The sequence below is a fragment of the Pseudomonas sp. GW822-FHT07A10 genome (assembly GCF_058798795.1).
Map to the genome: position 1 here is coordinate 1 of NZ_JBXAKV010000025.1, position 22,129 is coordinate 22,129.

The window sequence follows — 22,129 nt, forward strand, 5'->3', positions numbered from 1 at the left end:
GAGACAACACCGAGGAGCTTAGCTGCTCTCGCCGGGTGTTCGGCCAACATACAAGGAGCGAGGCTTGCCCGCGAAGGCCATCACCCGGTTTCAGGTCGGATCAGAAGAACCCCAGCGGATTGATGTCGTAGCTCACCAGCAGGTTTTTGGTCTGTTGGTAATGGTCGAGCATCATCTTGTGGTTCTCACGGCCGACACCGGACTTCTTGTAGCCACCGAACGCGGCGTGGGCCGGGTACAGGTGGTAGCAGTTGGTCCAGACGCGCCCGGCCTTGATCGCCCGGCCCATGCGGTAGGCGCGGTTGATGTCGCGGGTCCACAGGCCGGCACCGAGGCCGAACTCGCTGTCGTTGGCAATCGCCAGGGCTTCGGCTTCGTCCTTGAAGGTGGTGACACCCACCACCGGGCCGAAGATTTCTTCCTGGAACACGCGCATTTTGTTGTGGCCCTTGAGCAGCGTCGGCTGGATGTAATAGCCGCTGGACAAGTCGCCTTCCAGCCGCTCGGCCGCGCCGCCAGTGAGCAGCTCGGCGCCCTCCTCCTGGGCGATTTTCAGGTACGAGAGGATCTTGTCGTATTGCTGCTCGGACGCCTGGGCGCCGACCATGGTCTCGGTGTCCAGCGGGTTGCCGCGCTTGATCTTGACGATCTTCTTCATCACCTCGGCCATGAACGGCTCGTAGATCGATTCCTGCACCAGCGCCCGCGACGGACAGGTGCAGACTTCGCCTTGGTTGAAGAACGCCAGCACCAGGCCTTCGGCGGCTTTTTCGATGAACTGCGGTTCGGCGTTCATGATGTCTTCGAAGAAGATGTTCGGCGACTTGCCGCCCAGCTCAACGGTGCTTGGAATGATGTTCTCGGCAGCGCAATGCATGATGTGCGCGCCCACCGGGGTGGAGCCGGTGAAGGCGATCTTGGCGATGCGCTTGCTGGTGGCCAGCGCTTCACCGGCTTCGCGACCGAAGCCCTGGACGATGTTCAGCACGCCGGCTGGCAGCAAATCGGCGATCAGCTCGGCGAACACCATGATCGACAGCGGTGTTTGCTCGGCGGGTTTGAGCACGATGCAGTTGCCGGCAGCCAGGGCCGGGGCGAGTTTCCACGCGGCCATCAGCAGCGGGAAGTTCCACGGAATGATCTGCCCGACCACGCCCAGTGGTTCGTGGAAATGATAGGCGGTAGTCAGTTCGTTGATTTCAGCGGCACCGCCCTCTTGAGCGCGGATGCAACCGGCGAAGTAACGGAAGTGGTCGGCGGCCAGCGGCACGTCAGCGTTGAGGGTTTCGCGCACGGCCTTGCCGTTGTCCCAGGTTTCGGTGACGGCGAGGATTTCCAGATTCTGTTCGATGCAGTCAGCGATTTTCAGCAGCACCAGCGAGCGGTCCTGCGCCGAGGTTTTGCCCCAGGCATCAGCGGCGGCATGGGCGGCGTCGAGAGCCTTGTCGATGTCGGCGGCGCTGGAGCGCGGGAATTCGGCGATCACTTCACCGGTGACCGGTGAGGTATTGGTGAAGTACTCGCCATTGACCGGGGCGACGAACTCGCCGCCGATGAAATTGCCGTAGCGCGGTTTGAAGGAAACGATGGCGCCAGGTGTTCCGGGTTGTGCGTAGATCATGATGGGCCTCTGTCTGGGTCGATGCCTGTCAGGCCAACAGGCGATGAACCGATAGTAGAGAGCCCCGCCTGTCAGACGAATGCGCCGTTGGCAGGGGGACTCTCGTTATTTGGTAGTAGATGTCACACAACCCAATGTGGGAGCGGGCTTGCTCGCGAAGGCGGTGGATCAGACAACATCAATGTTGAATGTGAAGGCCTCTCCGCGAGCAAGCCCGCTCCCACAGGGGTTATGCGGTGACTTGGGGTTAGTGCTTGGCAACCAGGTCCTTCGGCAGCTTGAAGGTCCACAGCATGCCGCCCTGGTTGAAGTCCTTGACGCGCTTGGCCACTTCGCCGCCCCACAGCGGTACCGCGCCGCCCCAGCCGGAGAGCACCGATACGTATTGTTCGCCGTCCATTTCCCAGGTGATGGGCGAGCCGAGCACGCCGGAGCCGGTCTGGAATTCCCAGACTTTCTCGCCGGTCTTGGCATTGAACGCCTGCAGGAAGCCTTCAGGGGTACCGGTGAATACCAGGTTGCCCTTGGTGGTCAGCACCCCGCCCCACAACGGCGCGAAGTTCTTGTGGCGCCAGACTTCCTTGCCGGTTTTCGGGTCGATGGCGCGCAGCACGCCGATGTAGTCTTCATTCAATGGCTTGATGGTGAAACCGGCGCCGAGGAACGCCGCGCCTTTTTTATAGGCGATGCCTTCGTTCCAGATGTCCATGCCCCACTCGTTGGACGGCACATAGAACAGGCCGGTGTCGCGGTTGTAGGCCATCGGCATCCAGTTTTTCGCCCCCAGGAACGCCGGCGCTACAAACACCGAACTGCCTTTGGCCTCGGAGCCCGGTGCACCCGGACGGCTGTCTTCGTTGTAGATCGGCCGACCGTTTTTATCCAGGCCACTGGCCCAGGTGATCTTGTCCACGAACGGGAAGCCGCGGATGAATTTGCCGTTGGTGCGATCCAGCACGTAGAAGAAACCGTTACGGTCCGCAGTGGCTGCGGCTTTGATTTCCTTGCCGCCTTCGTTGTAGTTGAACGACACCAGTTCGTTCACGCCGTCATAGTCCCAGCCATCGTGCGGGGTGCTCTGGAAATGCCATTTGATCGTGCCGTCGTCCGGGTTCAGCGCCAGGCGCGAGGACGAATAAAGGTTGTCGCCAGGGCGCAGGTGCGAGTTCCACGGTGCCGGGTTGCCGGTGCCGAACAGCAACAGATTGGTTTCCGGATCGTAGTAGCCGCCCAGCCACGGCGCCGCGCCGCCGGTTTTCCACAGATCGCCCGGCCAGGTCTTGCCCGCTTCGCCGCCGGAAATGCCGTTCTCTACGGCCTTGCCGTCTTTGTAGACGTAACCCATGTGGCCTTCGACCGTTGGCCGGGTCCACAGCAGATCACCGTTTTTCGGGTCGTAGGCTTCGATCTTGCCCACCACCCCGAACTCGCCACCCGCCACGCCAGTGATCAGTTTGCCGTTGATCACCAGAGGCGCGGCGCTGATGGAGTAGCCTTCCTTGTGGTCGGCGACTTTCTTGCTCCATACCACTTTGCCGGTGTCTTTATTCAGGGCCACGAGCTTGGCGTCGAGGGTGCCGAAGATCACCAGGTCGCCGTACAGCGCCACGCCACGGTTGATCACGTCACAGCACGGACGGATGTCATCCGGCAGGCGCGCATCGTATTGCCAAAGCTTGCGGCCGGTGCGCGCATCCACGGCGAACACCCGTGAGTAGGAACCGGTCATGTACATCACGCCGTCCTTGATCATCGGCTGCGCTTGCTGACCGCGCTGTTTTTCACCGCCGAACGAAAAGGCCCAGACCGGGCGCAAGTCTTTTACGTTGTCGACATTGAGGGTGTCCAGCGGGCTGTAGCGCTGACCCTGGACGCCCAGGCCATTGGTGACGACCTGTTCCGGATTCTTCGGATCCTGGAGGATGTCTTGATCGGAGACTGCGGCCATTGCCTGGCCGGACAACAGCATGGCACTGAGCAGCACGCTCAAGACGAAGGGTTGGCGACGTGCGGGTTGGGTCATGACGGCTACCTCTGCGGTTTTTGTTATACCCGGGAAATTTTCCCGGTCTGGTGCAGATTCTTGGGCGCCGCCGCCCTTGCAACAATTGCCCGCAATGCGGAGATTTCTAGTTCCTTGGTAGCGGGTCGGAGGAGATGAACACAGGATTGATCGTTCCCATTGATCGTTCCCACGCTCCGCGTGGGAATGCCTCAACGGACGCTCCGCGTTCGGCTCTGGAAGGGACGCGGAGCGTCCCGGGCTGCATTCCCACGCAGAGCGTGGGAACGATCAGTTACTGATCCTTGCCGGAATCGACTCGGCTCATCTGCGCGCGCTCATAGCGCGGGTACAAATGGCTGACGCTACGGATCAGTTCATAGCGGCTCAGGTTGATCCCGGCGAAACGTTCGGGGATGGGACTGCGGATCATCTCGGCCATGTCGCTGCCGTTCGCCGCACCGTCGCGCATCAGTTGATCGAGCCATGAGAGGTAATCGCGCATCTGCTCGAACGGTTTGTTGTCCGTTGCCACGGGCCCATGCCCGGGCACAATCAGCGTCCACGGCAGCCCCTGAAGCGTGGCGATATCCGCCAGCCACACCGACAACCCCGGGCTATTCGGCGTGGTCAAGGCCCGCTGATAAAACACCAGATCCCCGGCAAACAGCACGCCGGTTTTCTGGTCGAGAATAGCCAGATCCGCGCCGGTGTGCCCACCCAGACTCAGCAGGCGCAAATCGTGGTTCCCAAAACTGTGCACGCCGGGCGTCAGGGTCTGCGTCGGCAACACCACTTCGGTGCCGCGCATCCAGTCGCCCACCAGTCGATACATGTTCTCGGCCATCGCATCACCCTGTTGATGCAACAGCTCGGTGGTGCCGGCCAGTGCAGCTATTGGTACGTCGGTGAAGGCCTGATTGCCCAGCACATGGTCGGGATGGTGATGGGTCAGCAACACCTGGATCACTGGTTTATCGGTGGTTGCGGCAATCGCTTTGCGCAGGGCCTCGCCGTAGCGCTTCGATGGCCCGGTGTCGATTACCACCACCCCTTGCCCGGTGACGATGAACGCGGTGTTGACGATGTTGCCGCCGTTGTTCCTGGCGAAATTATCGGTGCTGCCCTCCAGCAGCCAGGTGTCTTCGGCAATCTGCCGGGGCTTGAGGGCGTAATCGGGATCGGCCAGGGACGGCAGGCTCACACAGATGAACAACAACAGCATCCAGCGCATCACACGCTCCTTGGGTCAGGGTATGGCCGCATCGAATTGATTGCCGCTGTTGTCGCGCAGTATCAGGCGCGTCTGCCCCGCACCTTCGATGTCGAAAGCCAGGTTGGGGTTTTCGCTGACCGCCGGGAACAGCTCCAGACGCGCCAGTACCCGGTCGTCTGAGTCCCGCAGCTCGGCCTGGTTGAGGAAAAATTCCGGGATGCCGCTGACCATGCCGTTGTCCATCGGATGCGCCACTTGCAAACGCACGCGACTGAACTCACCACGGGGATAACGACCGCCGAGCACTTCGCCGATGTGTTCTTCCCAGCCCGGCTGGGTGCGCACCACGCTCGGCGCCGTGCAACCGCCGCCCGCTGCGTCGATCAGGGTCGAACCGACATGCCACAGCCCGTCGCGGGTCAACACCGCCGCGCGCAATGGCGTGGCCTGTTCAACGCGGATGCGGATCGACAGCCAGGGCAGCACACCGGTCAAAGGCTCGAAGTCGACGATTTTCGGCAGCGGGTTGAGTTCGGCCCAGGCAAGGATTCGCACCACTTCGCCCTTGAACGCCCGAGCGTCGATTTCCAACGGCACTTGCCGGGCGTCTTCGGCGAACGGCGGTGCCAGCAGCTTGACCCGCTCGTCGAACACGAACGGTGCGTCGCCAAGCATCTGCTTGTGATAGAACGCCCACATCACCGACGGCACCGGATCGACCTCAACCGCCTGAGCGGCCAAGGGCAACCAGCAGGCCAACAGCCAACGCGCGCGCCAGTTCATTGTTGATACATCTCAGGCACGTCATAGCGCAGGCCGTAATGGGCATAAATGCTTTTGACCGTGCCCTCGCGAATCAACGCCTCCAGTGCCTCTTCCACCGCATAGGCCAGTTGCCGGTTGCTTTCATGCACCGCCATGCCGATCTCCCAGCGTTGCTTGCCCATGTTCGGGTAGGCGTTTTCCGCCAGCGCCACTTGCGGGTCGGCGGCCTGATGCACCTGCCAGTCGATCTCGCCGCGCATCGCCATCACCGCGTCGACTTCACCGACCTTCATCGCGGCAAACGCCTGGGGCACACCGGGGTAATGGTGGGTCTTGGCGGCGAGCATGCCGTTGAACACCGAGGTCAGGTAAAACGAGGGCACGCTGTCGACTTCGACGCCGATCGGGTGCTGCTGGAACACCGCGACGCTGGCCACCGAATCCAGCCGGCGACGGTCATAAGCCACTTGCCATTGTTCGGTCTGGTACGGCCCGAACATCACCACATGGCCGTTTTCCAGTTCGCCCAGTTCATTGCGTTTTTGTGAGTAATCGCGGTCATAGGGCACGCGCATCATCAGGTCGGCCAGTTGCTGATTGTGCAACTGACTGGCCCGCCAGATGTAATCGCGCAAGTCGTCGTCGAGCTTCTCCCCGGCGGGTGCCCAGATCAGTCTCAGGCGTACCCCCATGGCCTTGGCCAGGGCCTCGGCCAATTCGACATCGACCCCGCGAGGCTGGCCGGCGTCTTCGAAACTGTAGGGGGCGAAATCCTTGTAGACCGCGACTTTCAGCTCGGCGGCGGCGATCATTTCGTCATAGGTTCGGACCTGTGCCTGCGCTGTCTGGCAGCACAACCACACAGCGCTGATCAACACCGCGAGCAGGCGCATGGGTCACTCCTCGACGTGCACGCTGTCCAGGTAGGTGCGCACCGCCCACAAAGCTTCCTGACTCAAGTAGTCGGCCATCTTCGGCATGTACACCCGGCCATCACGCACCGCGCCATGGCGCACCCGTTCGACGAACCACTCGTCACCGGCTTCGGCGACGTCGAGCTTGCGCAAGTCAGGGGCGATGCCGCCGGACTTGGCTTCCAGGCCATGACAGGCCGCGCAGTTCTGGTTGTAGGCCGAAGAACCGATTTCCAACGCTTTATCGTGCTCCGGGGAGGAACGATAGGGGTTTACCGCCGCCCAGCCATCGGCATCGACCTGCACACCGGCATCCTTGATCGGGGTCAGTCCCTTGGTTTCGACGGCTTGGGGTACCACGTTGCCGTGGGCCCAGACGGAACCTGTGCTGATGAAGCCGGCCAGTAGTCCAACGAGCAAGGCGTTGCGTTTTGTTGTCATTGTTATGCCCTCAAGATTGCACGCAAAACCTCTTTGAAGAGGCTATGGCAGCCATCTTAGGAACGACTTTGCAGCAACCCCATGCTGCTTTGGTGGCCGCGGCCTACTCCCTTGGTAGTAGCGCTTGTGGCGCAGCCCCCCCCGATACCGGTCGCGCGCCGTGAAGCTTGTCGATGCCGATCAGGGTCAGGATCAGCAACAACGGCAGGAGCAGTGCCTTGAGAATTCGCATGGTCAATCTCCCCCCCTTGAGTGATGGCCGTTGTAACCCATGCTAAAACCGCGCCGCCCGGGGTGAGTTACTACCTTGGTACTGGCCCATCGGTACTTTCTGCATATTTCCCCACCCGTCCAGGGTTCCTATGCTGGCGCTACCTGTGATGGAGTGCCTTATGCGCCAGCTCGCCCCTTATGCCTTGATCTACCTGCTGGCGATTGCCTGCGCCGCCGGGCTGGCGACCCAGAGTCAGGCGGCGGATGCACCGTTGCAGGTGCGGATCGGCTATCTGGGGTATCGCCCCGATCCCGGGCCATTGCTGTCGAACGTTATTCCTGAACCGACCGATGCAGGCCTGCGGGGCGCGGAACTGGCGATCATCGACAGCAACAGCACCGGGCGTTTCCTCAATCACAGCTACAGCCTGGTCAGCGCCTACGTCGACAATCCGGAGGCGCTGATCGAAGCGGCCAAAGCCCAACACGAACAAGGCCTGCGTCTGTTTGTGGTGAATGCACCGGTGCAAACCCTGCGCCGACTCAGCGCCGTGCTACCCGACAGCCTGCTGTTCAATGCCGGCAGCCCCGATGACAGTCTGCGCACTACCGACTGCCTGCCGAACGTGCTGCACAGCCTGCCAAGCCGCGCGATGCTGGCCGATGCGCTGGCGCAATTTCTGGTGCTGCGCAAATGGCAACGGGCGCTGCTGATCGTCGGCCCCACCGCCGACGATCAAGCCTATGCCGCCGCCCTGCGGCGGGCGGCGAAACGCTTCGGCCTGCAACTGGTGGCGGAAAAAACCTGGAGCTTCGATAACGACCAGCGCCGCAGCGCCCAGGCCGACATGCCGCTGTTCACCCAGACCGCCGAATACGACGTGGTGCTGGTCGCCGATGAACGCGGCGACTTTGGCGAGTACGTGCCCTACCAGACCTGGTACCCACGGCCGGTCGCCGGCACCCAGGGCCTGACCCCGGTGGGCTGGCACAAGACCGTGGAAACCTACGGTGCCGCGCAGTTGCAAAAACGCTTCGAAGCCCTGGCCGGGCGCTGGATGAACGATCGGGATTTCGCCGCGTGGATGGCCGTACGAAGCATTGCCAGCGCGGTGGGCAAACTGCGTCAGGTCGATGCGATGGCGATCCGTACGCTTGAAATCAGCGAGCAATTGCCGCTGGACGGCTTCAAGGGTCGCAAGCTCAGTTATCGGCCATGGAACGGTCAGTTGCGCCAACCGATCCCCATCGTGCAACCCCGGGCACTGGTCAGCACTTCGCCGCAAGACGGCTTCCTGCACCCCTTCAACGAAATGGACAGCCTGGGTTACGACAAAGCCGAGGTCAGCTGCCGCTTTCCCTGAAAGCTCTACCACCACAACAATAAGGAATCTGCCATGCGCCGCACCCTGCTTTCATGCGCTCTACTGCTCGCCGCCGGGCCTGCGGCGGCCAGCACTGCCTGGGTCTCCAACGAAAAGGACAACAGCCTGAGCCTGATCGACATGCAGACCCTGCAAGTCACCGACACCCTGCCCGTCGGCCAGCGCCCGCGCGGCCTGTTGCTGTCCCACGACAACAAGCTGCTGTACATCTGCGCCAGCGATTCGGACCGGGTCCAGGTGATGGACGTCGCCACGCGCAAGATCATCAAGGAACTGCCCTCGGGCAAAGACCCCGAACAATTCGCCCTACACCCCAACAATCGCTGGTTGTATGTCTCCAACGAAGACGATGCGCTGGTGACGGTGATCGACACCGAAACCTCCAAGGTGCTCGGGCAGATCAACGTCGGCGTCGAGCCCGAAGGCATGGCCGTCAGCCCCGACGGCAAGTGGGCGGTGAACACCAGCGAAACCACCAACATGCTGCACTGGATCGACACCGGCACCCAGACCCTGGCCGACAACACCCTGGTGGATCAACGACCGCGTTTCGTCGAGTTCAATCCCGATGGCACGCAGCTCTGGGCCTCGGCGGAAATCGGCGGCACGGTGACGATTCTCGATGTCGCCAGCCGCAAGATCCTCAAGACCCTGAGCTTCCAGATCAAAGGCGTGCACCCGGACAAAGTCCAGCCGGTGGGCATCAAGCTCAGCGCCGACGGCAAGTACGGCTTTGTCGCTCTCGGCCCGGCCAACCATGTGGCGGTGATCGACGCCAAGACCTTCGAAATCGTTGATTACCTGCTGGTGGGGCGACGGGTCTGGCAGATGGCGTTCACCCCGGATCAACGGCAATTACTGGCCACCAATGGCGTCAGTGGCGATGTGTCGGTGATCGATGTCGACACCCTCAAGGTCAGCAAATCGGTGAAGGTCGGGCGCTATCCATGGGGCGTGGTGGTGACGCCATGAACGCCCTCGAGGTCAGCGACCTGAGTTTCGCCTACGGCCCGCGCGAGGCCTTGCGTCAGGTGAGTTTCAGCCTGGCACCCGGGCGTTTTGCGGCGCTGCTTGGGCCCAATGGCGCGGGCAAATCCACCCTGATCGCCCTGCTCACCCGCCTCTATGATCTGCAACGCGGTGATATCCGCGTCGGCGGATGCTCGTTGCGCGACGCGGCACGCCCGGCGCTCAAGCAATTAGGGGTGGTGTTTCAGCAAAGCACGCTGGATCTGGATCTCAGCGTCGAGCAGAACCTGCGTTATCACGCCGCGCTGCATGGTCTGTCCCGACGCCAGACCGGGCTGCGGGTCGACGCTGAGCTGGCGCGTCAGGCCCTGACCGAGCGCCGTCGCGAGCGGGTCCGCGAACTCAATGGCGGCCATCGCCGGCGGGTGGAAATCGCCCGCGCGTTGCTGCACGAACCACGCCTGTTGTTGCTTGACGAGGCCAGCGTCGGCCTCGACCCGGCCAGTCGCCTGGCGCTCAATCAGCACATCCGCAGCCTGTGCCGCGAGCAAACCATCAGCGTGCTCTGGACCACTCATTTGCTGGATGAAGTGCAGCTCAGCGACGACTTGCTGATCCTGCATCAAGGCCGTTTGGTCGCCAGCGGACAAGCTGATGCGCTGAGCCTGGAACATGGCGGCGACCTCGATTCGGCCTTCGCTCGCCTGACCACCTCGACCCCTTCAGGAGCAGTCAGCAGATGAACGCTTACTGGCAATGTTTCAGCGGTATCGTGCTGCGCGAATGGCTGCGCTTCGTGTTGCAGCGCACGCGGTTTCTCAGTGCGCTGGTGCGGCCGTTGTTGTGGCTGCTGGTGTTCGCCGCTGGATTCCGCGCGGCACTGGGCATCGCCATCATCGAGCCCTACGACACCTACATTCCCTATGAGGTTTACATCATCCCCGGCCTTGCCTGCATGATCCTGCTGTTCAACGGCATGCAAGGTTCGCTGTCGATGGTGTATGACCGGGAGATGGGCAGCATGCGCGTGCTGCTGACCAGCCCCCTGCCCCGGACCTTTCTGCTGTGCAGCAAATTACTGGCGACGTCGCTGATTTCGTTGTTGCAGGTGTACACCTTCCTCGCGATTGCCTGGCTGTACGGCGTGCAACCGCCGGCCATGGGCCTGTTGCTGGCGCTGCCGGGGTTGCTGCTGGTGGCGTTGATGCTCAGTGCGCTGGGCCTGTTGCTGTCCAACGCCATCCGCCAACTGGAGAACTTTGCCGGGGTGATGAATTTCGTGATCTTCCCGCTGTTTTTCCTGTCGTCGGCGCTGTATCCGCTGTGGAAAATGCGCGAGTCCAGCGAGTGGCTGTATTGGCTGTGCGCCTTGAACCCGTTCACCCATGCGGTGGAACTGGTGCGGTTCGCGCTGTACGAACGCTTCAACCCCTTGGCGCTGGCGGTGTGCGCGGGGCTGACGCTGGTGTTCGCCCTGCTCGCCGTGCTCACCTTCAACCCGCAACATGCGGCCTTGCGCAAAACCGGCTGACTACTCCGGAACGTTCTCACGCAGAGCGTGGGAACGATCAACAGGACAAAATTACTACTTTGGTACTGGTTTACCTGTCTATCGTCGCATTCACAACGCATCGCTACTGGCATGTAATGGGTTCATAACTATAAGGACTGACCCCTATGCCGCGTGCCCGACGTGTTCTGTTGCGCCCTTCTCTCGCTGCGCTGTCGCTGAGCTTGTTGCTGGGCACCGCGCAGGCCGAAACAGCGCTGTTCTCCGCCGACGGCTATCGCATCGGCCTGTACCGCAGCCCGACCCCGACTCAGCTCCAGGGCGCGAGCATCATCGACACGCCCGCCCTGCAGAGCCTGCTCAAGCAGACGCCCCGGCCAGTGCTGATCGACGTCTACCGCCGACAATGGCTACAGGGCCGTTTCATCGAAGACCAGCCCCACGAAAACCTGCCCGGTAGCCATTGGCTGGCCAATACCGGTGACGGCGATCTGACGCCCGACTGGCAAGACTATTTTGCGCGTAACCTGAACACATTGACCGCTGGCGATCCCGCGCAACCGTTGGTCTTTTACTGCCGCTCCGATTGCTGGTTGAGCTGGAACGCGGTAAAACGCGCTGCTTCCATGGGCTATAAAACACTGTATTGGTACCGCGACGGACTGGATGCCTGGCAAGCGGCGAATCTGCCCGTGACGCAGGCGAAGCCCGAGCCTTTTCCCTGACTTGAGCACTTGCGTGTTGTTGCCACACCCTGAAAAAAATAATGAGGTGAAAGGCCATGTACAAAATTCTGATTGCCGACGATCACCCGCTGTTTCGCGAAGCCATTCATAACGTCATCAGCGACGGTTTCCCCGGCAGCGAGGTCATGGAAACCGCCGACCTCGACAGCGCCCTGGCCCTGACCCAGGAACACGACGACCTGGACCTGATCCTGCTCGACCTGAACATGCCCGGCATGCACGGCCTCAATGGCCTGATCAACCTGCGCAACGAGGCGCCGACCATTCCCGTGGTGATCGTCTCGGCCGAACAGGACAAGCAGATCGTGCTGCAAGCCATCACCTATGGCGCGGTGGGATTCATCACCAAGTCCTCGCCACGGGTGCAGATGACCGAGGCCATCCAGCAGATTCTCAATGGCAATGTGTACCTGCCCCCAGACATCATCCGCACGCAAAAAAGTGGCACCAGCCGGCGCATGAGCGAGACCCCGAGCTTCCCGCCGGAGCTGCTCCAGGCGCTGACCCGCAAACAGTTGCTGGTGCTTGAGCGCATGACCAAGGGCGAATCGAACAAACAGATCGCCTACACCCTGGAAATCGCCGAAACCACGGTCAAGGCCCACGTCTCGGCGATCTTGCGCAAACTCAATGTGCACAACCGGGTGCAGGCGATATTGAGTGCCGGGGATATTGATTTCGGGTCGTATCTTCGGCGTTGAGTTCGATCGTTCCCACGCAGAGCGTGGGAACGATCAATGGCGCCAGCGAAGACACCAGAAAGCTCAAGGCCTGCCGAGCAAATGACTCATCGCCGTCTTGAGCTTCATCGGCCGCACCGGTTTGTGCATCAGGGTGTGGCCCAGTTCGCGGATTTGCTGTTTGAGTTCATTGCTGTAGTTGGCGGTGATCATCATCGCCGGGATCGCCGAGGCACGACGGGCGTTGATGCGGGCCACGGCGTCGACACCGTTCTGCTCGTCATCCAGGTGATAGTCGGCGATCAACAGGTCGGCTTCGGCGTGATAATTGTCCACTTGCCGCGCCAGATCCTCCTCCGACAGTGCCGTGACCACCCGGCAGCCCCAACCTTCGAGCAAGGTGCGCATCCCGGCACAAATCGCTGCGTCGTTGTCCAGCACCCACACCCGCGCACCGCGCAGGCGCTCGAGCATCGGTTCACTCATCAACATACTCGGCAACGCCTTCGGCGCCGTGGCGCTCAAAGGCACTTCGACGGAAAACATCGAGCCCTGGCCCGGCCATGAACGTACGTGAATCCGGTGCCCGAGAATACGCGCGATTTTCTCGACGATCGCCAGGCCCAGCCCCAAGCCGCGATCCTGATCGGGGCGCTGCACGTCACCGCGTTTGAACTCCTGGAAAATCTCCTCCAGGCGGTTTTCGGCAATGCCCATGCCGCTGTCCCAGACTTCAATCGTCAACCGCTGGTGATGCCGCCGGCAACCGAGCACCACCCGCCCGCTGTAGGTATAGCGAATGGCGTTGCTCAGCAGGTTGCGCAGGATCCGCGCGAGCAACTGAATGTCGCTGCGCACCAGCGCCGAACACGGGATGAAATGCAGCTCGAGGCCTTCACTGCGGGCCACTTGGGTGTATTCGGCGGCGAGGTTTTCCAGCAATTCGCTGAGGGCGAACGGCGCAATGTCGGCCTTGATCACCCCGGCATCCAGTTTGGAAATATCCACCAGCGTGCCCAGCAGGTTTTCCACGTCTTCCAGGGAATTGCTGACATTGCGCACCAGATTCTCGTTGGCCACCGGTTCCCGGCGCTCCAGCAACGCGCTGGTAAACAATCGCGCGGCGTTGAGCGGTTGCAGCAGGTCATGGCTGACGGCGGCGAGAAATTTGGTCTTCGACAGGTTGGCCTGCTCGGCCTCGAGCTTGGCCTCGCGCAAGCGTGATTCCACGCGGCGGCGCTCGTCGATTTCGCGCAATAGCTGGTCATTGAGGGTGGTCAGTTCGGTGGTGCGTTCGCGTACCCGCAACTCAAGGTTCTGATAGGCCTGATGCAACGCCTCGGCGGTGCGTCGGCGTTCGGTGATGTCGCGGATTAACACGAAAATCCCCACCACTTCCCCGCTGGCCAGGCGATTGGGTACGTAGGAGCGCAGCATGTAGCGCTCCTGATTGTTGATGTTGGTTTCGGCGAACTCGAACGTCACGCTCTCGCCGGCCAGGGCCCGGGCCACATACGCCTCGAGGCGCTGATAATGCTGCTCGCTGTGCACTTCGCGCAGGCTCTGCCCGAGCATCACGCCCCGGGGCCAGCAGTACCATTCTTCATAGACTTTGTTGGTGAATTCGTAGACCAGATCGGCATTCAGGTAGGCGATCAGCGCCGGCACATGGTCGGTGATCAAGCGAATCCAGCGCTCGCTTTCGCTGAGGGCTTCGGCGTGTTGATAGCGTTCGGTGATGTCGGTGAAGGTGTTGACGAAGCCGCCGGTGGGCAACGGATGGGTGCGGATTTCCAGGACCCGGCCATCGTAGAGGCGCTGCTCGCATTCCTGCACGTACCGCCCGTTGGCATCGCGACTGGCCGGGGTCAGCAGGTTCAGTTCACTGTCGGCGATCACCTCGGCGAACGGCCGATGGGCCGCCACCGGAGCCAGGCCGCTGAGTTCCAGGAAGCGCCGGTTCCACAGTTCCAGAATGCCCTCGGCATTGACCATCGCCACCCCTTGGGACAGGTTGTCGACCGCCCGTTGCAACAGGTGCGACTTCTGCGCCACGGCCTGCTCGCGGCGCAGGGTTTCGCTGAGTTTGACGTCGGTAATGTCGGTGAACAGGATCACCCGCCCGCCTTCCTGGGTCGGCCGCTCGCTAACTTGCAGCCAACGGCCATTGTGCAGGCGATAGAGCAGGCTTTCGTCGACATGCGACCGGGGTTCTTCACTGAACAACCCGGTCGAAGTCATCAACCGTTTGACCTCACTCAGGCGCATGCCCGCGTTGATCCGTACCCGGCTGTTACCCCAAAACGCCTTGAAACGGCTGTTGAACAGCACAATCCGCTGCTCGGCATCGAACAGCACAAAGGCGTCGGAGATGCTTTCGATGGCGTCGATCAAGTGTTGATGGGCGGTTTCGGCCCGTAGCCGCGCTTCGCTGAGCAAATGGTTGCCAGCCTTGAGTTCGGCCATGGCCTGGTTCAGGGCGTCGGTGCGCTCACGCACCTGTTCGGCCAGCACCACCGAATGCTGGAACGCCGCATACGGGTCGTTGCCCCGGGTGATTCCGGACTCGATGCGTTCGATCAGCGCGTCATTGATGCGCTGCAATTTTTGGTTTTCGTGCCGCAGGCTGGCGATTTGCGCCTGAAGGTCAGCGCTGTCCAGGGGCGCGTCCTCGGGCAATGGCAACCCCGGTGAAGGTCTGGTTGATGTGCATGCCATTGAACTGTTCTCCGTAGGTGTTGAAACCCATCACCCGCTGGTCCCGCAAAAACGCGCCGATCTGCTCGAGACTGCCGGCGTCCTCCAGTTCCAGGCGCCGGAGAAAACAGTCACAGCCGATGGTCAGCAACAAGTCCCCGAGACGCTCGCGCAAGCCCTCGAACAGGCCTTGCAGATTCGGCAGCATGGGGCCGGGTTTCATGACGGTGAGGACGATGCCGTTTTCCACCGCACAGTAGAAACTCAGGCTCAGGTCTGGATGAACCTGCTGGATCGCCCGCACGTAATACTGATCGTTGATCCGCACCGCCAACGGGTGTGCGGCAAAGGTCCGGTAATCGAGGTCGGCCACCGCCACGCCGATATGCCGGGCGTACTCCTCGGCGGCCGGTTCGGCGTTGAGCTCGAATACCCGGCGCGAAGTGCTGTCGGCAGCGGTGACCACCAGTTTTTCGGCCCTGGGCAGGATGTGGTGGGTGGTGAAGACTTCAAAGTCCAGCCAGGTATTGACCAGCACCACCACCGCCGCGCCGCTGTGAAACTCGCCGCCGAAATAAACATGGGTGTGGGTCAGGTAATTGTCGTCGCCGGCCGAACCGCCGAAATGCGGAATATCGCCCAAAGCCGCGCTCAAGGCAGCAAGCACCATTTCTTCACGACTGGACAAGCCATCGAGCAGGGTCAGGGCAAAGCTGTTGCCCTTGATCGGCGCCAGGGTATTGCTGCGACAACCGCTGACCAGGCGCTCGACCATTTGCTGGGCATCGATCAGGCTGAAATGCTCCATCTCGTCGATCAATTCGGTGGAGATGGAAAAGTGTCGATGATCGAAACCCACGGCCGTCACGCAACTACGGCCATAACCTTGAGGAGTGATTTCGCCGGCACTGGTGCAGCCCACCAGGCGAATGCCGCCGAAGCTCTGTTGCAACGCCTGGCCCAGCGCCTGCAAGTCGTACTCGGCGGAACAGAAGAACAGCACGAAGCCCAAATGCGGGTGCAAGAGTTGTCGCGCCAGATCCTGCGCCGCTTGCTGGGCATCGATGGCCTGGGACATGGCACTGACCACACCGTCACTCTGAACCTGCTGCATCGTCGCCCCTCGCCTGTATGAGGCTCGAGTGTACGAAGCCTGCGGGTGGTGACGAATGCTACTTGGGTAGCGGGTGGGTGGTTCGATGGGATGAGAGGGGGATTTGCACGATTGCGTGGCTGGAGCTTTTGTGGCGAGGGGGCTTGTCGGAACACCGCATCGCCCCGTTGGACTGCGCAGCAGTCCCCGAAACTGGCCGATGCGCGACCAGAATCGGGGCCGCTTCGCGACCCAACGGGGGCAAGCCCCCTCGCCACAGCAAGCTCCCTCGCCACAGGCAAGTCCCCTCTCCACAGAAAGCGCTCTCGCCACAAGGAGTGGTTAGTCAGCCCCTACCAGGTCAACACCGCCCCCACCGCAAACGTATCGGTGTTTTCATTCTGGGCGCTGGTGTCGTGGCCGTTGATTTCGAACTGGTTGTACTCGGCCACCAGCTTGAGGTTGTCGTTGACGTCATGGAACAGCGCAACGCCGCGAGTCTCATAATCGGCGCCGCTGCCGACCACGCCGTTACCGTCGTCCTTGGTCTTACCGTAAGACAAGGCCAGGCGGTTCTTGCCCAGTTTGTAGGAGCCCTGCAACAGGTAACCGTTGCTGTCGACATTACGCAGAGTCGGTTCACCGGCATTGTTGGTGAAGAACGGGTTAATGCCTTTGGCCTGGAAACCGGAGCCGGTCAGCGACAGCCCGCCCATCTTCGCCTGCACACCGTAACCGACACCTTTGGAGGTGACGGACTCGACGTTGGAGTCGGTGTTGTCCGAGGTCTGGTAGCTGCCGTTGAGCCAGCTGTAAATCTTCGCTCCGCCGAGGTCGAACTGATAGGTGATCTCGCTCTCGGTACGCGGGTTCTTCTGGTAGGCCTTGCCGGTTGCGCTGCTGTCGTTGGTATCGACGGGGTCCATGATCCCCACCGCGACCCGCAAGCCGTCCATCATTGGGGTGCGATAGGTAATCTGCGACGTCGGGAACGGGTACGGATAGCCGCTGCCGATATTGCCGAACGACACCCCGCCGCCGTCCACCAGGCCCAACGTATCGCTGACCTGACCGTAACCGGCGAGCAGTTCATCGAGCAGGATGTTGGAGCGGGCAAACAGGCCGAAATCCTTGCCGATCAGCACCTCGCCCCACTCCGGGTTGGCCACCGTACCGTAGAACTGCCGCACGTCGATGGCGGTGTCGGTGCCGTTGGTTTCGCTGTCGTTGATGGTCACCCAGAACGAGGCCCGGGCGCCGAGCTTGAGGTCATCGACCTGCTTGCCCATGTTGAAACCCAGATAGTTAGGTAAAAAGCCCATCTTCACCCGCGCCTGGCGCCGGTCGTACTGATCGCCGGCCCGGTCCACGTTGCTGTTGACGTAGAAGGCGTTGATGTAGCCATCGGTGGAGAATGTGGTCTGGTCCTTGTCGTACAGCATGATCTCGGCCTGGGCCATCGAGCTCAGGCCCAGGGATGACAGACTAACGATGAAAGCCGGCAAGAAACGATGCTTGAAATTCTTATTGTTGTGCATGACGCGCTCCGCTACGGGGACTTGATGTCGGAGGCGATTATCGAAAGCGGACAGGCGGCGTCATACGCTGCCTTGGGGGCGGTTGTCAGGTGCTTTGGGCTGGCCGGTAGCGCGCGGCAAATTCGGCGTAAGACCGCCCGTCGGCCAGGCCCGGAACTTAGGGTGTAAGCCTGCGGGCCACACAGGCGTCCACAGGAACCGGTGCGCGCTAGGCGAGCGCTCTAAACAGCATGTAAACGGCTACCACCACGCAGACGCTGGCAAAGCCGATCTGCAACCCTCGGGCCGGCACCCGCGCGCAGAGTTTTCGGCCAAGGATCATCCCGACGATGCTGGCGACAATGAACGACACGCCCAAACCATCGATCCGCACCCCGGCGTGAAACGCGCCAATCACCCCGATGATCGAGATCAGGCTGATCACCATCAACGACGTGGCGACGATCCCGCGCATCTGTACATCGGTCAGTTGCTTGAACGCAGGCACTATCAGAAAACCGCCACCGACCCCGAGCAACCCCGAGACGACGCCGGTGACCGCGCCGAGCGCGGCAAGGGTCGCGGTGCATTTGGCGGTCCAGGAAAAACGCCCGGTCTGCTGATCGAGCATGCAGTTTTTCTGGCCCCAGTTGGCGTGGCCGTGATCGCTCGGGCCGGCGTCGAGCTTTTCCGGGCGCAGCATCCGCCAGGCCACCATGACCATCAGCAGGCTGAACAGAATCATCAGGATCTTTTCCGGTAACTGATGGGCGAAGTAGATGCCCACCGGCGAAAACACCGCGCCGAGCAAAGCAATCAACAACGCCGCGCGATAGCGCACCAGGCCATGGCGCAAACCGTCGATCGCACCAACCGCCGCCGCACTGCCCACCGCGAACAAGGCGACGGGCGCCGCTTGGGTCATGCTCAGACCCAGCCCGAGTACCAAGGCCGGCACCGCAAGAATACCGCCACCGGCTCCGGTCAAGCCGAGCACCAGGCCCATGACCAGACCAAAAAAACTTGCCAACAACATAGAGTTTTCTCTTCAGTCGTTCCTGTCGACACGGCGCCGGGATCAGCCCCAGCTTTTCAGCACCGCTCCGCAGTACAGCCCGGACAGCGTCTTCATCACCTGAATCACTTCGTGACTGGCTAAACCATAGAATATGTACTTGCCTTCACGACGGGTCGCGACCAATCCCTCGTCGCGCAGGATGCCCAGCTGTTGGGACAGTGTGGGCTGGCGCACGCCGGTCATTTTCTCCAGCTCGCCGACGTTGCGCTCGCCCTGGGTCAGCTGGCAGAGAATCAGTAAGCGGTCCTCGTTGGCCAGGGCCTTGAGCAGCGCGCACGCCTTGGAGGCCGAGGCCCGGAGCTGGGCGACTTCACATTCGGTCAGACTGGATTGCATTTGCAGGATGCCTTCGACGTCACTTAAGCTGCGGACATTATGTTTAAACATAAAGTGTTGCAACCGGTTATTTTCCTCCTGCCCTTTCCACAGGTTCCTGCCCATGTCTGCGCTGATTGAAGCCTTCCTCGACCCTGCATCGTCGACCTACAGCTACGTAATCTACGAGCACGATGGCGGGTACTGCGCGATTGTCGACCCGGTGCTCGATTACAACGCCGCCGCCGGGCGCACTTCGACCGTCCAGGCCGACAAGATCATCGCCTTCGTTCGCCAACACCAGTTGCAGGTGCAATGGCTGCTGGAAACCCATGCCCACGCCGACCACCTGTCGGCCGCGCCTTATCTGCGTCGGGAACTGGGGGGCAAGATTGCGATTGGTCAGTCGATCAGCAAGGTTCAGGGGGTGTTCAAGACGCTGTTCAATCTTGAACCGGGGTTCAGGGTCGACGGTTCGCAGTTCGATCACCTGTTCGCGCCGGACGAGTCATTCCGCATCGGCAACCTCAAGGCCACGGCCCTGCATGTGCCAGGGCATACTCCGGCAGACATGGCTTATTTGATCGACGGCGATGTGATTCTGGTGGGCGACACGTTGTTCATGCCGGACGTCGGCACTGCGCGCTGCGACTTCCCCGGTGGCAACGCCAATCAGATGTTTGCCTCGATCCGCAAACTGCTGGCCTTCCCCGCCAGCGTGCGCCTCTTCGTCTGCCACGATTACCCGCCCGAGGGCCGCGCCCCGCAATGCCAGAGTACGGTTGGCGAGCAGCGCAAAAGCAACATTCATATTCACGACGGCGTCGACGAAGCCTCCTTCGTCGCGATGCGCACTCAGCGTGACGCCGGTTTGTGCATGCCGACGCTGTTGCTGCCGGCGATTCAAGTGAATGTGCGGGCGGGGAATTTGCCGCCCGCGGAAGACAATGGCGTCACTTACCTGAAGATCCCCCTGAACCAACTCTAGCCCCGTAGCAGCTGTCGAGCACCGCGAGGCAGCTGCTACGGCCGCTACAGCCGCTACAGCCGCGATCTTCAATTGGCCAGAGTCAGACCATTCGCCGGCAACGGCAGCGCCGTCTTGTAGCGCACTTGCTTGAGCGCAAAACTCGAACGAATGTTCGCCACCCCCGGCACCTTGGTCAGAAAGTCCATCATGAAGCGCTCCAGCGACTGGATGGTCGGCACCAACACACGGATCAAATAGTCCGGGTCGCCGGCCATCAGATAGCACTCCATCACTTCCGGGCGATCCGAAATCGCCTCTTCGAAATGCTGCAATGCCTCTTCCACCTGCTTCTCCAGGCTGACGTGAATGAACACATTCACATGAAGCCCCAGCAAGTCGGCATCCAGCAACGTCACCTGCTCGCGAATCAACCCTAATTCTTCCATCGCCTTGACCCGATTGAAGCATGGCGTGGGCGACAGGTTCACCGAGCGCGCGAGGTCGGCGTTGGTGATGCGCGCGTTCTCCTGAAGGCTGTTGAGAATGCCGATGTCGGTACGGTCCAGTTTGCGCATGAGACAAAAACACCTGTTTTTTATGTTTATGCAGATTTTTTATCCTCAAATGGCCTCCAGCGCAACGAAACACAGAGAAATATTCTTCTTGGCCCGGCCTATGATTGTTGTAGGACAAGAATTCTTTTACCGAAGAATGACTGCCAGCTCACTACAAGAAATTCACAAGATCGAGCGTAGAAGCCATGAACCAAGCGTACGAACCGCTGCGCCTGCACGTTCCCGAACCTTCGGGCCGTCCCGGCTGCAAAACCGACTTCTCCTACCTGCATCTGACCGATGCCGGCACGGTGCGCAAACCCCCAATCGACGTAGAACCGGCCGATACCGCTGATCTGGCCAGAGGCCTGATTCGCGTGCTCGACGACCAGGGCAATGCCCTCGGCCCATGGGCTGAAGGCGTACCCGTCGAGATCCTGCGCAAAGGCATGCGCGCCATGCTCAAGACGCGGATCTACGACAACCGCATGGTGGTCGCCCAGCGCCAGAAAAAAATGTCGTTCTACATGCAGAGCCTCGGCGAAGAAGCCATCGGCAGCGCCCAGGCCCTGGCCCTGAACATCGACGACATGTGTTTCCCCACCTACCGTCAGCAAAGCATCCTGATGGCCCGCGAAGTGCCGCTGGTGGACCTGATCTGCCAACTGCTGTCCAACGAGCGCGATCCGCTCAAGGGCCGTCAGCTGCCGATCATGTACTCGGTCAAGGAAGCCGGTTTCTTCACCATTTCCGGCAACCTCGCCACCCAATTCGTCCAGGCGGTGGGCTGGGGCATGGCCTCGGCGATCAAGGGCGATACCAAAATCGCCTCGGCCTGGATCGGCGACGGCGCCACCGCTGAATCGGACTTCCACACCGCCCTCACCTTCGCCCACGTGTACCGTGCGCCAGTGATCCTCAATGTGGTCAACAACCAGTGGGCGATCTCGACGTTCCAGGCGATTGCCGGCGGTGAAGCCACCACCTTTGCCGGACGCGGCGTCGGTTGCGGCATCGCCTCCCTGCGGGTCGATGGCAACGATTTCTACGCGGTCTACGCTGCATCCGCCTGGGCTGCCGAACGCGCACGGCGCAACCTCGGCCCGACCATGATCGAATGGGTCACCTACCGTGCCGGCCCGCACTCGACCTCCGATGATCCTTCCAAATACCGTCCTGCCGACGACTGGAGTCACTTCCCGTTGGGTGACCCGATTGCTCGCCTCAAGCAGCACCTGATCAAAATCGGTCAGTGGTCCGAGGAGGAACACGCCGCTGTCAGCGCCGAACTGGAAGCCGAAGTGATCGCCGCGCAGAAAGAAGCCGAGCAGTACGGCACCCTCGCCGGCGGCCAGATTCCGAGCGCCGCGACCATGTTCGAAGACGTCTACAAAGAGATGCCGGAGCACTTGAAGCGCCAGCGTCAGGAGTTGGGGATCTGAC

21 protein-coding genes are annotated in these 22,129 nt (G+C 61.3%); 8 read left to right on the top strand and 13 right to left on the bottom strand.

The annotated features are described in order from the left end of the window. Positions 1-100: 100 nt before the first annotated feature. The 7 genes from exaC to AC1RL4_RS28065 form a co-directional block, all read right to left on the bottom strand. Entirely contained in the window at positions 101-1,621 is a 1,521-nt protein-coding gene (gene exaC / locus AC1RL4_RS28035; protein ID WP_230172496.1) for an acetaldehyde dehydrogenase ExaC, read from the bottom strand. A gap of 247 nt (positions 1,622-1,868) precedes the next feature. Then, positions 1,869-3,644 carry a PQQ-dependent methanol/ethanol family dehydrogenase gene (locus AC1RL4_RS28040; protein ID WP_230172494.1) on the bottom strand — a complete coding sequence of 592 codons (1,776 nt, stop codon included), beginning with the start codon at positions 3,642-3,644 and terminating at the stop codon, positions 1,869-1,871. Positions 3,645-3,918: 274 nt separating this feature from the next. Beyond that, a complete protein-coding gene (locus AC1RL4_RS28045; protein ID WP_230172492.1) occupies positions 3,919-4,857 on the bottom strand; it encodes a quinoprotein relay system zinc metallohydrolase 1 in 939 nt (312 codons plus the stop codon). Positions 4,858-4,872: 15 nt separating this feature from the next. Further along, on the bottom strand, positions 4,873-5,622 hold the full coding sequence (locus tag AC1RL4_RS28050) for a quinoprotein dehydrogenase-associated SoxYZ-like carrier (protein WP_086946233.1): 750 nt from the start codon (positions 5,620-5,622) through the stop codon (positions 4,873-4,875). Beyond that, complete coding sequence (locus tag AC1RL4_RS28055; protein ID WP_230172490.1) at positions 5,619-6,497, bottom strand: substrate-binding periplasmic protein; 879 nt, start codon at positions 6,495-6,497, stop codon at positions 5,619-5,621. Before AC1RL4_RS28055 ends, AC1RL4_RS28050 begins: the two co-directional genes overlap by 4 nt. 3 nt (positions 6,498-6,500) lie before the next feature. Next, the gene (pedF, locus tag AC1RL4_RS28060; protein ID WP_105345547.1) at positions 6,501-6,959 is read right to left on the bottom strand and encodes a cytochrome c-550 PedF; all 459 of its coding nucleotides are present in this window, start codon (positions 6,957-6,959) and stop codon (positions 6,501-6,503) included. A gap of 103 nt (positions 6,960-7,062) precedes the next feature. Then, positions 7,063-7,191 carry a hypothetical protein gene (locus AC1RL4_RS28065; protein WP_493120627.1) on the bottom strand — a complete coding sequence of 43 codons (129 nt, stop codon included), beginning with the start codon at positions 7,189-7,191 and terminating at the stop codon, positions 7,063-7,065. A 160-nt stretch (positions 7,192-7,351) separates the two neighbouring features. On the opposite strand from AC1RL4_RS28065, the gene AC1RL4_RS28070 reads away from it, so the two are divergent. The 6 genes from AC1RL4_RS28070 to AC1RL4_RS28095 all read left to right on the top strand — a co-directional run bounded on the left by AC1RL4_RS28070 (position 7,352) and on the right by AC1RL4_RS28095 (position 12,483). After that, entirely contained in the window at positions 7,352-8,536 is a 1,185-nt protein-coding gene (locus AC1RL4_RS28070; protein WP_230172489.1) for an ABC transporter substrate-binding protein, read from the top strand. 33 nt (positions 8,537-8,569) lie between these two features. Next, positions 8,570-9,529 (top strand): YVTN family beta-propeller repeat protein, encoded by a 960-nt coding sequence (locus AC1RL4_RS28075; RefSeq protein WP_230172487.1) that lies wholly within the window; start codon positions 8,570-8,572, stop codon positions 9,527-9,529. After that, positions 9,526-10,269, top strand: a complete 744-nt coding sequence (locus tag AC1RL4_RS28080) for an ATP-binding cassette domain-containing protein (protein WP_230172485.1) — start codon at positions 9,526-9,528, stop codon at positions 10,267-10,269. Before AC1RL4_RS28075 ends, AC1RL4_RS28080 begins: the two co-directional genes overlap by 4 nt. Beyond that, the gene (locus AC1RL4_RS28085; protein ID WP_230172481.1) at positions 10,266-11,057 is read left to right on the top strand and encodes an ABC transporter permease; all 792 of its coding nucleotides are present in this window, start codon (positions 10,266-10,268) and stop codon (positions 11,055-11,057) included. Before AC1RL4_RS28080 ends, AC1RL4_RS28085 begins: the two co-directional genes overlap by 4 nt. Positions 11,058-11,203: 146 nt before the next feature. Then, positions 11,204-11,761, top strand: coding sequence for a PQQ-dependent catabolism-associated CXXCW motif protein (locus tag AC1RL4_RS28090; RefSeq protein ID WP_230172480.1), 558 nt, complete (start codon positions 11,204-11,206; stop codon positions 11,759-11,761). A gap of 56 nt (positions 11,762-11,817) precedes the next feature. After that, positions 11,818-12,483 carry a response regulator transcription factor gene (locus tag AC1RL4_RS28095; protein WP_230172477.1) on the top strand — a complete coding sequence of 222 codons (666 nt, stop codon included), beginning with the start codon at positions 11,818-11,820 and terminating at the stop codon, positions 12,481-12,483. A 63-nt stretch (positions 12,484-12,546) separates the two neighbouring features. Here the strand turns inward: AC1RL4_RS28095 and nahK are convergent, their stop codons facing one another. From nahK to AC1RL4_RS28120, 5 genes are all read right to left on the bottom strand, one after another. After that, a complete protein-coding gene (gene nahK / locus AC1RL4_RS28100) occupies positions 12,547-15,141 on the bottom strand; it encodes a hybrid sensor histidine kinase/response regulator NahK/ErcS' (RefSeq protein ID WP_230172707.1) in 2,595 nt (864 codons plus the stop codon). Then, complete coding sequence (gene nosP / locus AC1RL4_RS28105; protein WP_096480056.1) at positions 15,110-16,273, bottom strand: nitric oxide-sensing protein NosP; 1,164 nt, start codon at positions 16,271-16,273, stop codon at positions 15,110-15,112. The genes nahK and nosP overlap by 32 nt, the downstream gene beginning before the upstream one ends. A 332-nt stretch (positions 16,274-16,605) precedes the next feature. Next, positions 16,606-17,790: a porin gene (locus tag AC1RL4_RS28110; protein ID WP_230172475.1), complete on the bottom strand. Its 1,185-nt coding sequence runs from the start codon at positions 17,788-17,790 to the stop codon at positions 16,606-16,608. 208 nt (positions 17,791-17,998) lie between these two features. After that, positions 17,999-18,805 carry a sulfite exporter TauE/SafE family protein gene (locus AC1RL4_RS28115; RefSeq protein ID WP_028940249.1) on the bottom strand — a complete coding sequence of 269 codons (807 nt, stop codon included), beginning with the start codon at positions 18,803-18,805 and terminating at the stop codon, positions 17,999-18,001. Positions 18,806-18,847: 42 nt separating this feature from the next. Further along, positions 18,848-19,183, bottom strand: coding sequence for an ArsR/SmtB family transcription factor (locus AC1RL4_RS28120; RefSeq protein WP_026331709.1), 336 nt, complete (start codon positions 19,181-19,183; stop codon positions 18,848-18,850). A 103-nt stretch (positions 19,184-19,286) separates the two neighbouring features. Here AC1RL4_RS28120 and AC1RL4_RS28125 point away from each other — a divergent pair, with 103 nt between their 5' ends. Beyond that, positions 19,287-20,150 carry an MBL fold metallo-hydrolase gene (locus tag AC1RL4_RS28125; RefSeq protein WP_230172473.1) on the top strand — a complete coding sequence of 288 codons (864 nt, stop codon included), beginning with the start codon at positions 19,287-19,289 and terminating at the stop codon, positions 20,148-20,150. Positions 20,151-20,218: 68 nt separating this feature from the next. Here AC1RL4_RS28125 and bkdR read toward each other — a convergent pair whose 3' ends face one another. Continuing rightward, complete coding sequence (bkdR, locus tag AC1RL4_RS28130) at positions 20,219-20,707, bottom strand: Bkd operon transcriptional regulator BkdR (RefSeq protein ID WP_017339472.1); 489 nt, start codon at positions 20,705-20,707, stop codon at positions 20,219-20,221. 185 nt (positions 20,708-20,892) lie between these two features. On the opposite strand from bkdR, the gene AC1RL4_RS28135 reads away from it, so the two are divergent. Beyond that, positions 20,893-22,128, top strand: coding sequence for a 3-methyl-2-oxobutanoate dehydrogenase (2-methylpropanoyl-transferring) subunit alpha (locus AC1RL4_RS28135; protein WP_019579413.1), 1,236 nt, complete (start codon positions 20,893-20,895; stop codon positions 22,126-22,128). Position 22,129 lies beyond the last annotated feature (1 nt).

What these genes read in the sequence shown, in the direction of transcription:
- AC1RL4_RS28050 (WP_086946233.1), bottom strand. Translation starts at nt 5,622, where the DNA reads ATGAACTGGCGCGCGCGTTGGCTGTTGGCCTGCTGGTTGCCCTTGGCC.
- AC1RL4_RS28085 (WP_230172481.1), top strand. Translation starts at nt 10,266, where the DNA reads ATGAACGCTTACTGGCAATGTTTCAGCGGTATCGTGCTGCGCGAATGG.
- pedF (WP_105345547.1), bottom strand. Translation starts at nt 6,959, where the DNA reads ATGACAACAAAACGCAACGCCTTGCTCGTTGGACTACTGGCCGGCTTC.
- bkdR (WP_017339472.1), bottom strand. Translation starts at nt 20,707, where the DNA reads ATGCGCAAACTGGACCGTACCGACATCGGCATTCTCAACAGCCTTCAG.
- AC1RL4_RS28075 (WP_230172487.1), top strand. Translation starts at nt 8,570, where the DNA reads ATGCGCCGCACCCTGCTTTCATGCGCTCTACTGCTCGCCGCCGGGCCT.
- nosP (WP_096480056.1), bottom strand. Translation starts at nt 16,273, where the DNA reads ATGCAGCAGGTTCAGAGTGACGGTGTGGTCAGTGCCATGTCCCAGGCC.
- AC1RL4_RS28135 (WP_019579413.1), top strand. Translation starts at nt 20,893, where the DNA reads ATGAACCAAGCGTACGAACCGCTGCGCCTGCACGTTCCCGAACCTTCG.
- AC1RL4_RS28070 (WP_230172489.1), top strand. Translation starts at nt 7,352, where the DNA reads ATGCGCCAGCTCGCCCCTTATGCCTTGATCTACCTGCTGGCGATTGCC.
- AC1RL4_RS28040 (WP_230172494.1), bottom strand. Translation starts at nt 3,644, where the DNA reads ATGACCCAACCCGCACGTCGCCAACCCTTCGTCTTGAGCGTGCTGCTC.
- AC1RL4_RS28080 (WP_230172485.1), top strand. Translation starts at nt 9,526, where the DNA reads ATGAACGCCCTCGAGGTCAGCGACCTGAGTTTCGCCTACGGCCCGCGC.
- AC1RL4_RS28045 (WP_230172492.1), bottom strand. Translation starts at nt 4,857, where the DNA reads ATGCGCTGGATGCTGTTGTTGTTCATCTGTGTGAGCCTGCCGTCCCTG.
- AC1RL4_RS28090 (WP_230172480.1), top strand. Translation starts at nt 11,204, where the DNA reads ATGCCGCGTGCCCGACGTGTTCTGTTGCGCCCTTCTCTCGCTGCGCTG.
- AC1RL4_RS28095 (WP_230172477.1), top strand. Translation starts at nt 11,818, where the DNA reads ATGTACAAAATTCTGATTGCCGACGATCACCCGCTGTTTCGCGAAGCC.
- AC1RL4_RS28055 (WP_230172490.1), bottom strand. Translation starts at nt 6,497, where the DNA reads ATGCGCCTGCTCGCGGTGTTGATCAGCGCTGTGTGGTTGTGCTGCCAG.
- AC1RL4_RS28125 (WP_230172473.1), top strand. Translation starts at nt 19,287, where the DNA reads ATGTCTGCGCTGATTGAAGCCTTCCTCGACCCTGCATCGTCGACCTAC.
- AC1RL4_RS28110 (WP_230172475.1), bottom strand. Translation starts at nt 17,790, where the DNA reads ATGCACAACAATAAGAATTTCAAGCATCGTTTCTTGCCGGCTTTCATC.
- AC1RL4_RS28115 (WP_028940249.1), bottom strand. Translation starts at nt 18,805, where the DNA reads ATGTTGTTGGCAAGTTTTTTTGGTCTGGTCATGGGCCTGGTGCTCGGC.
- AC1RL4_RS28065 (WP_493120627.1), bottom strand. Translation starts at nt 7,191, where the DNA reads ATGCGAATTCTCAAGGCACTGCTCCTGCCGTTGTTGCTGATCCTGACC.
- AC1RL4_RS28120 (WP_026331709.1), bottom strand. Translation starts at nt 19,183, where the DNA reads ATGCAATCCAGTCTGACCGAATGTGAAGTCGCCCAGCTCCGGGCCTCG.
- exaC (WP_230172496.1), bottom strand. Translation starts at nt 1,621, where the DNA reads ATGATCTACGCACAACCCGGAACACCTGGCGCCATCGTTTCCTTCAAA.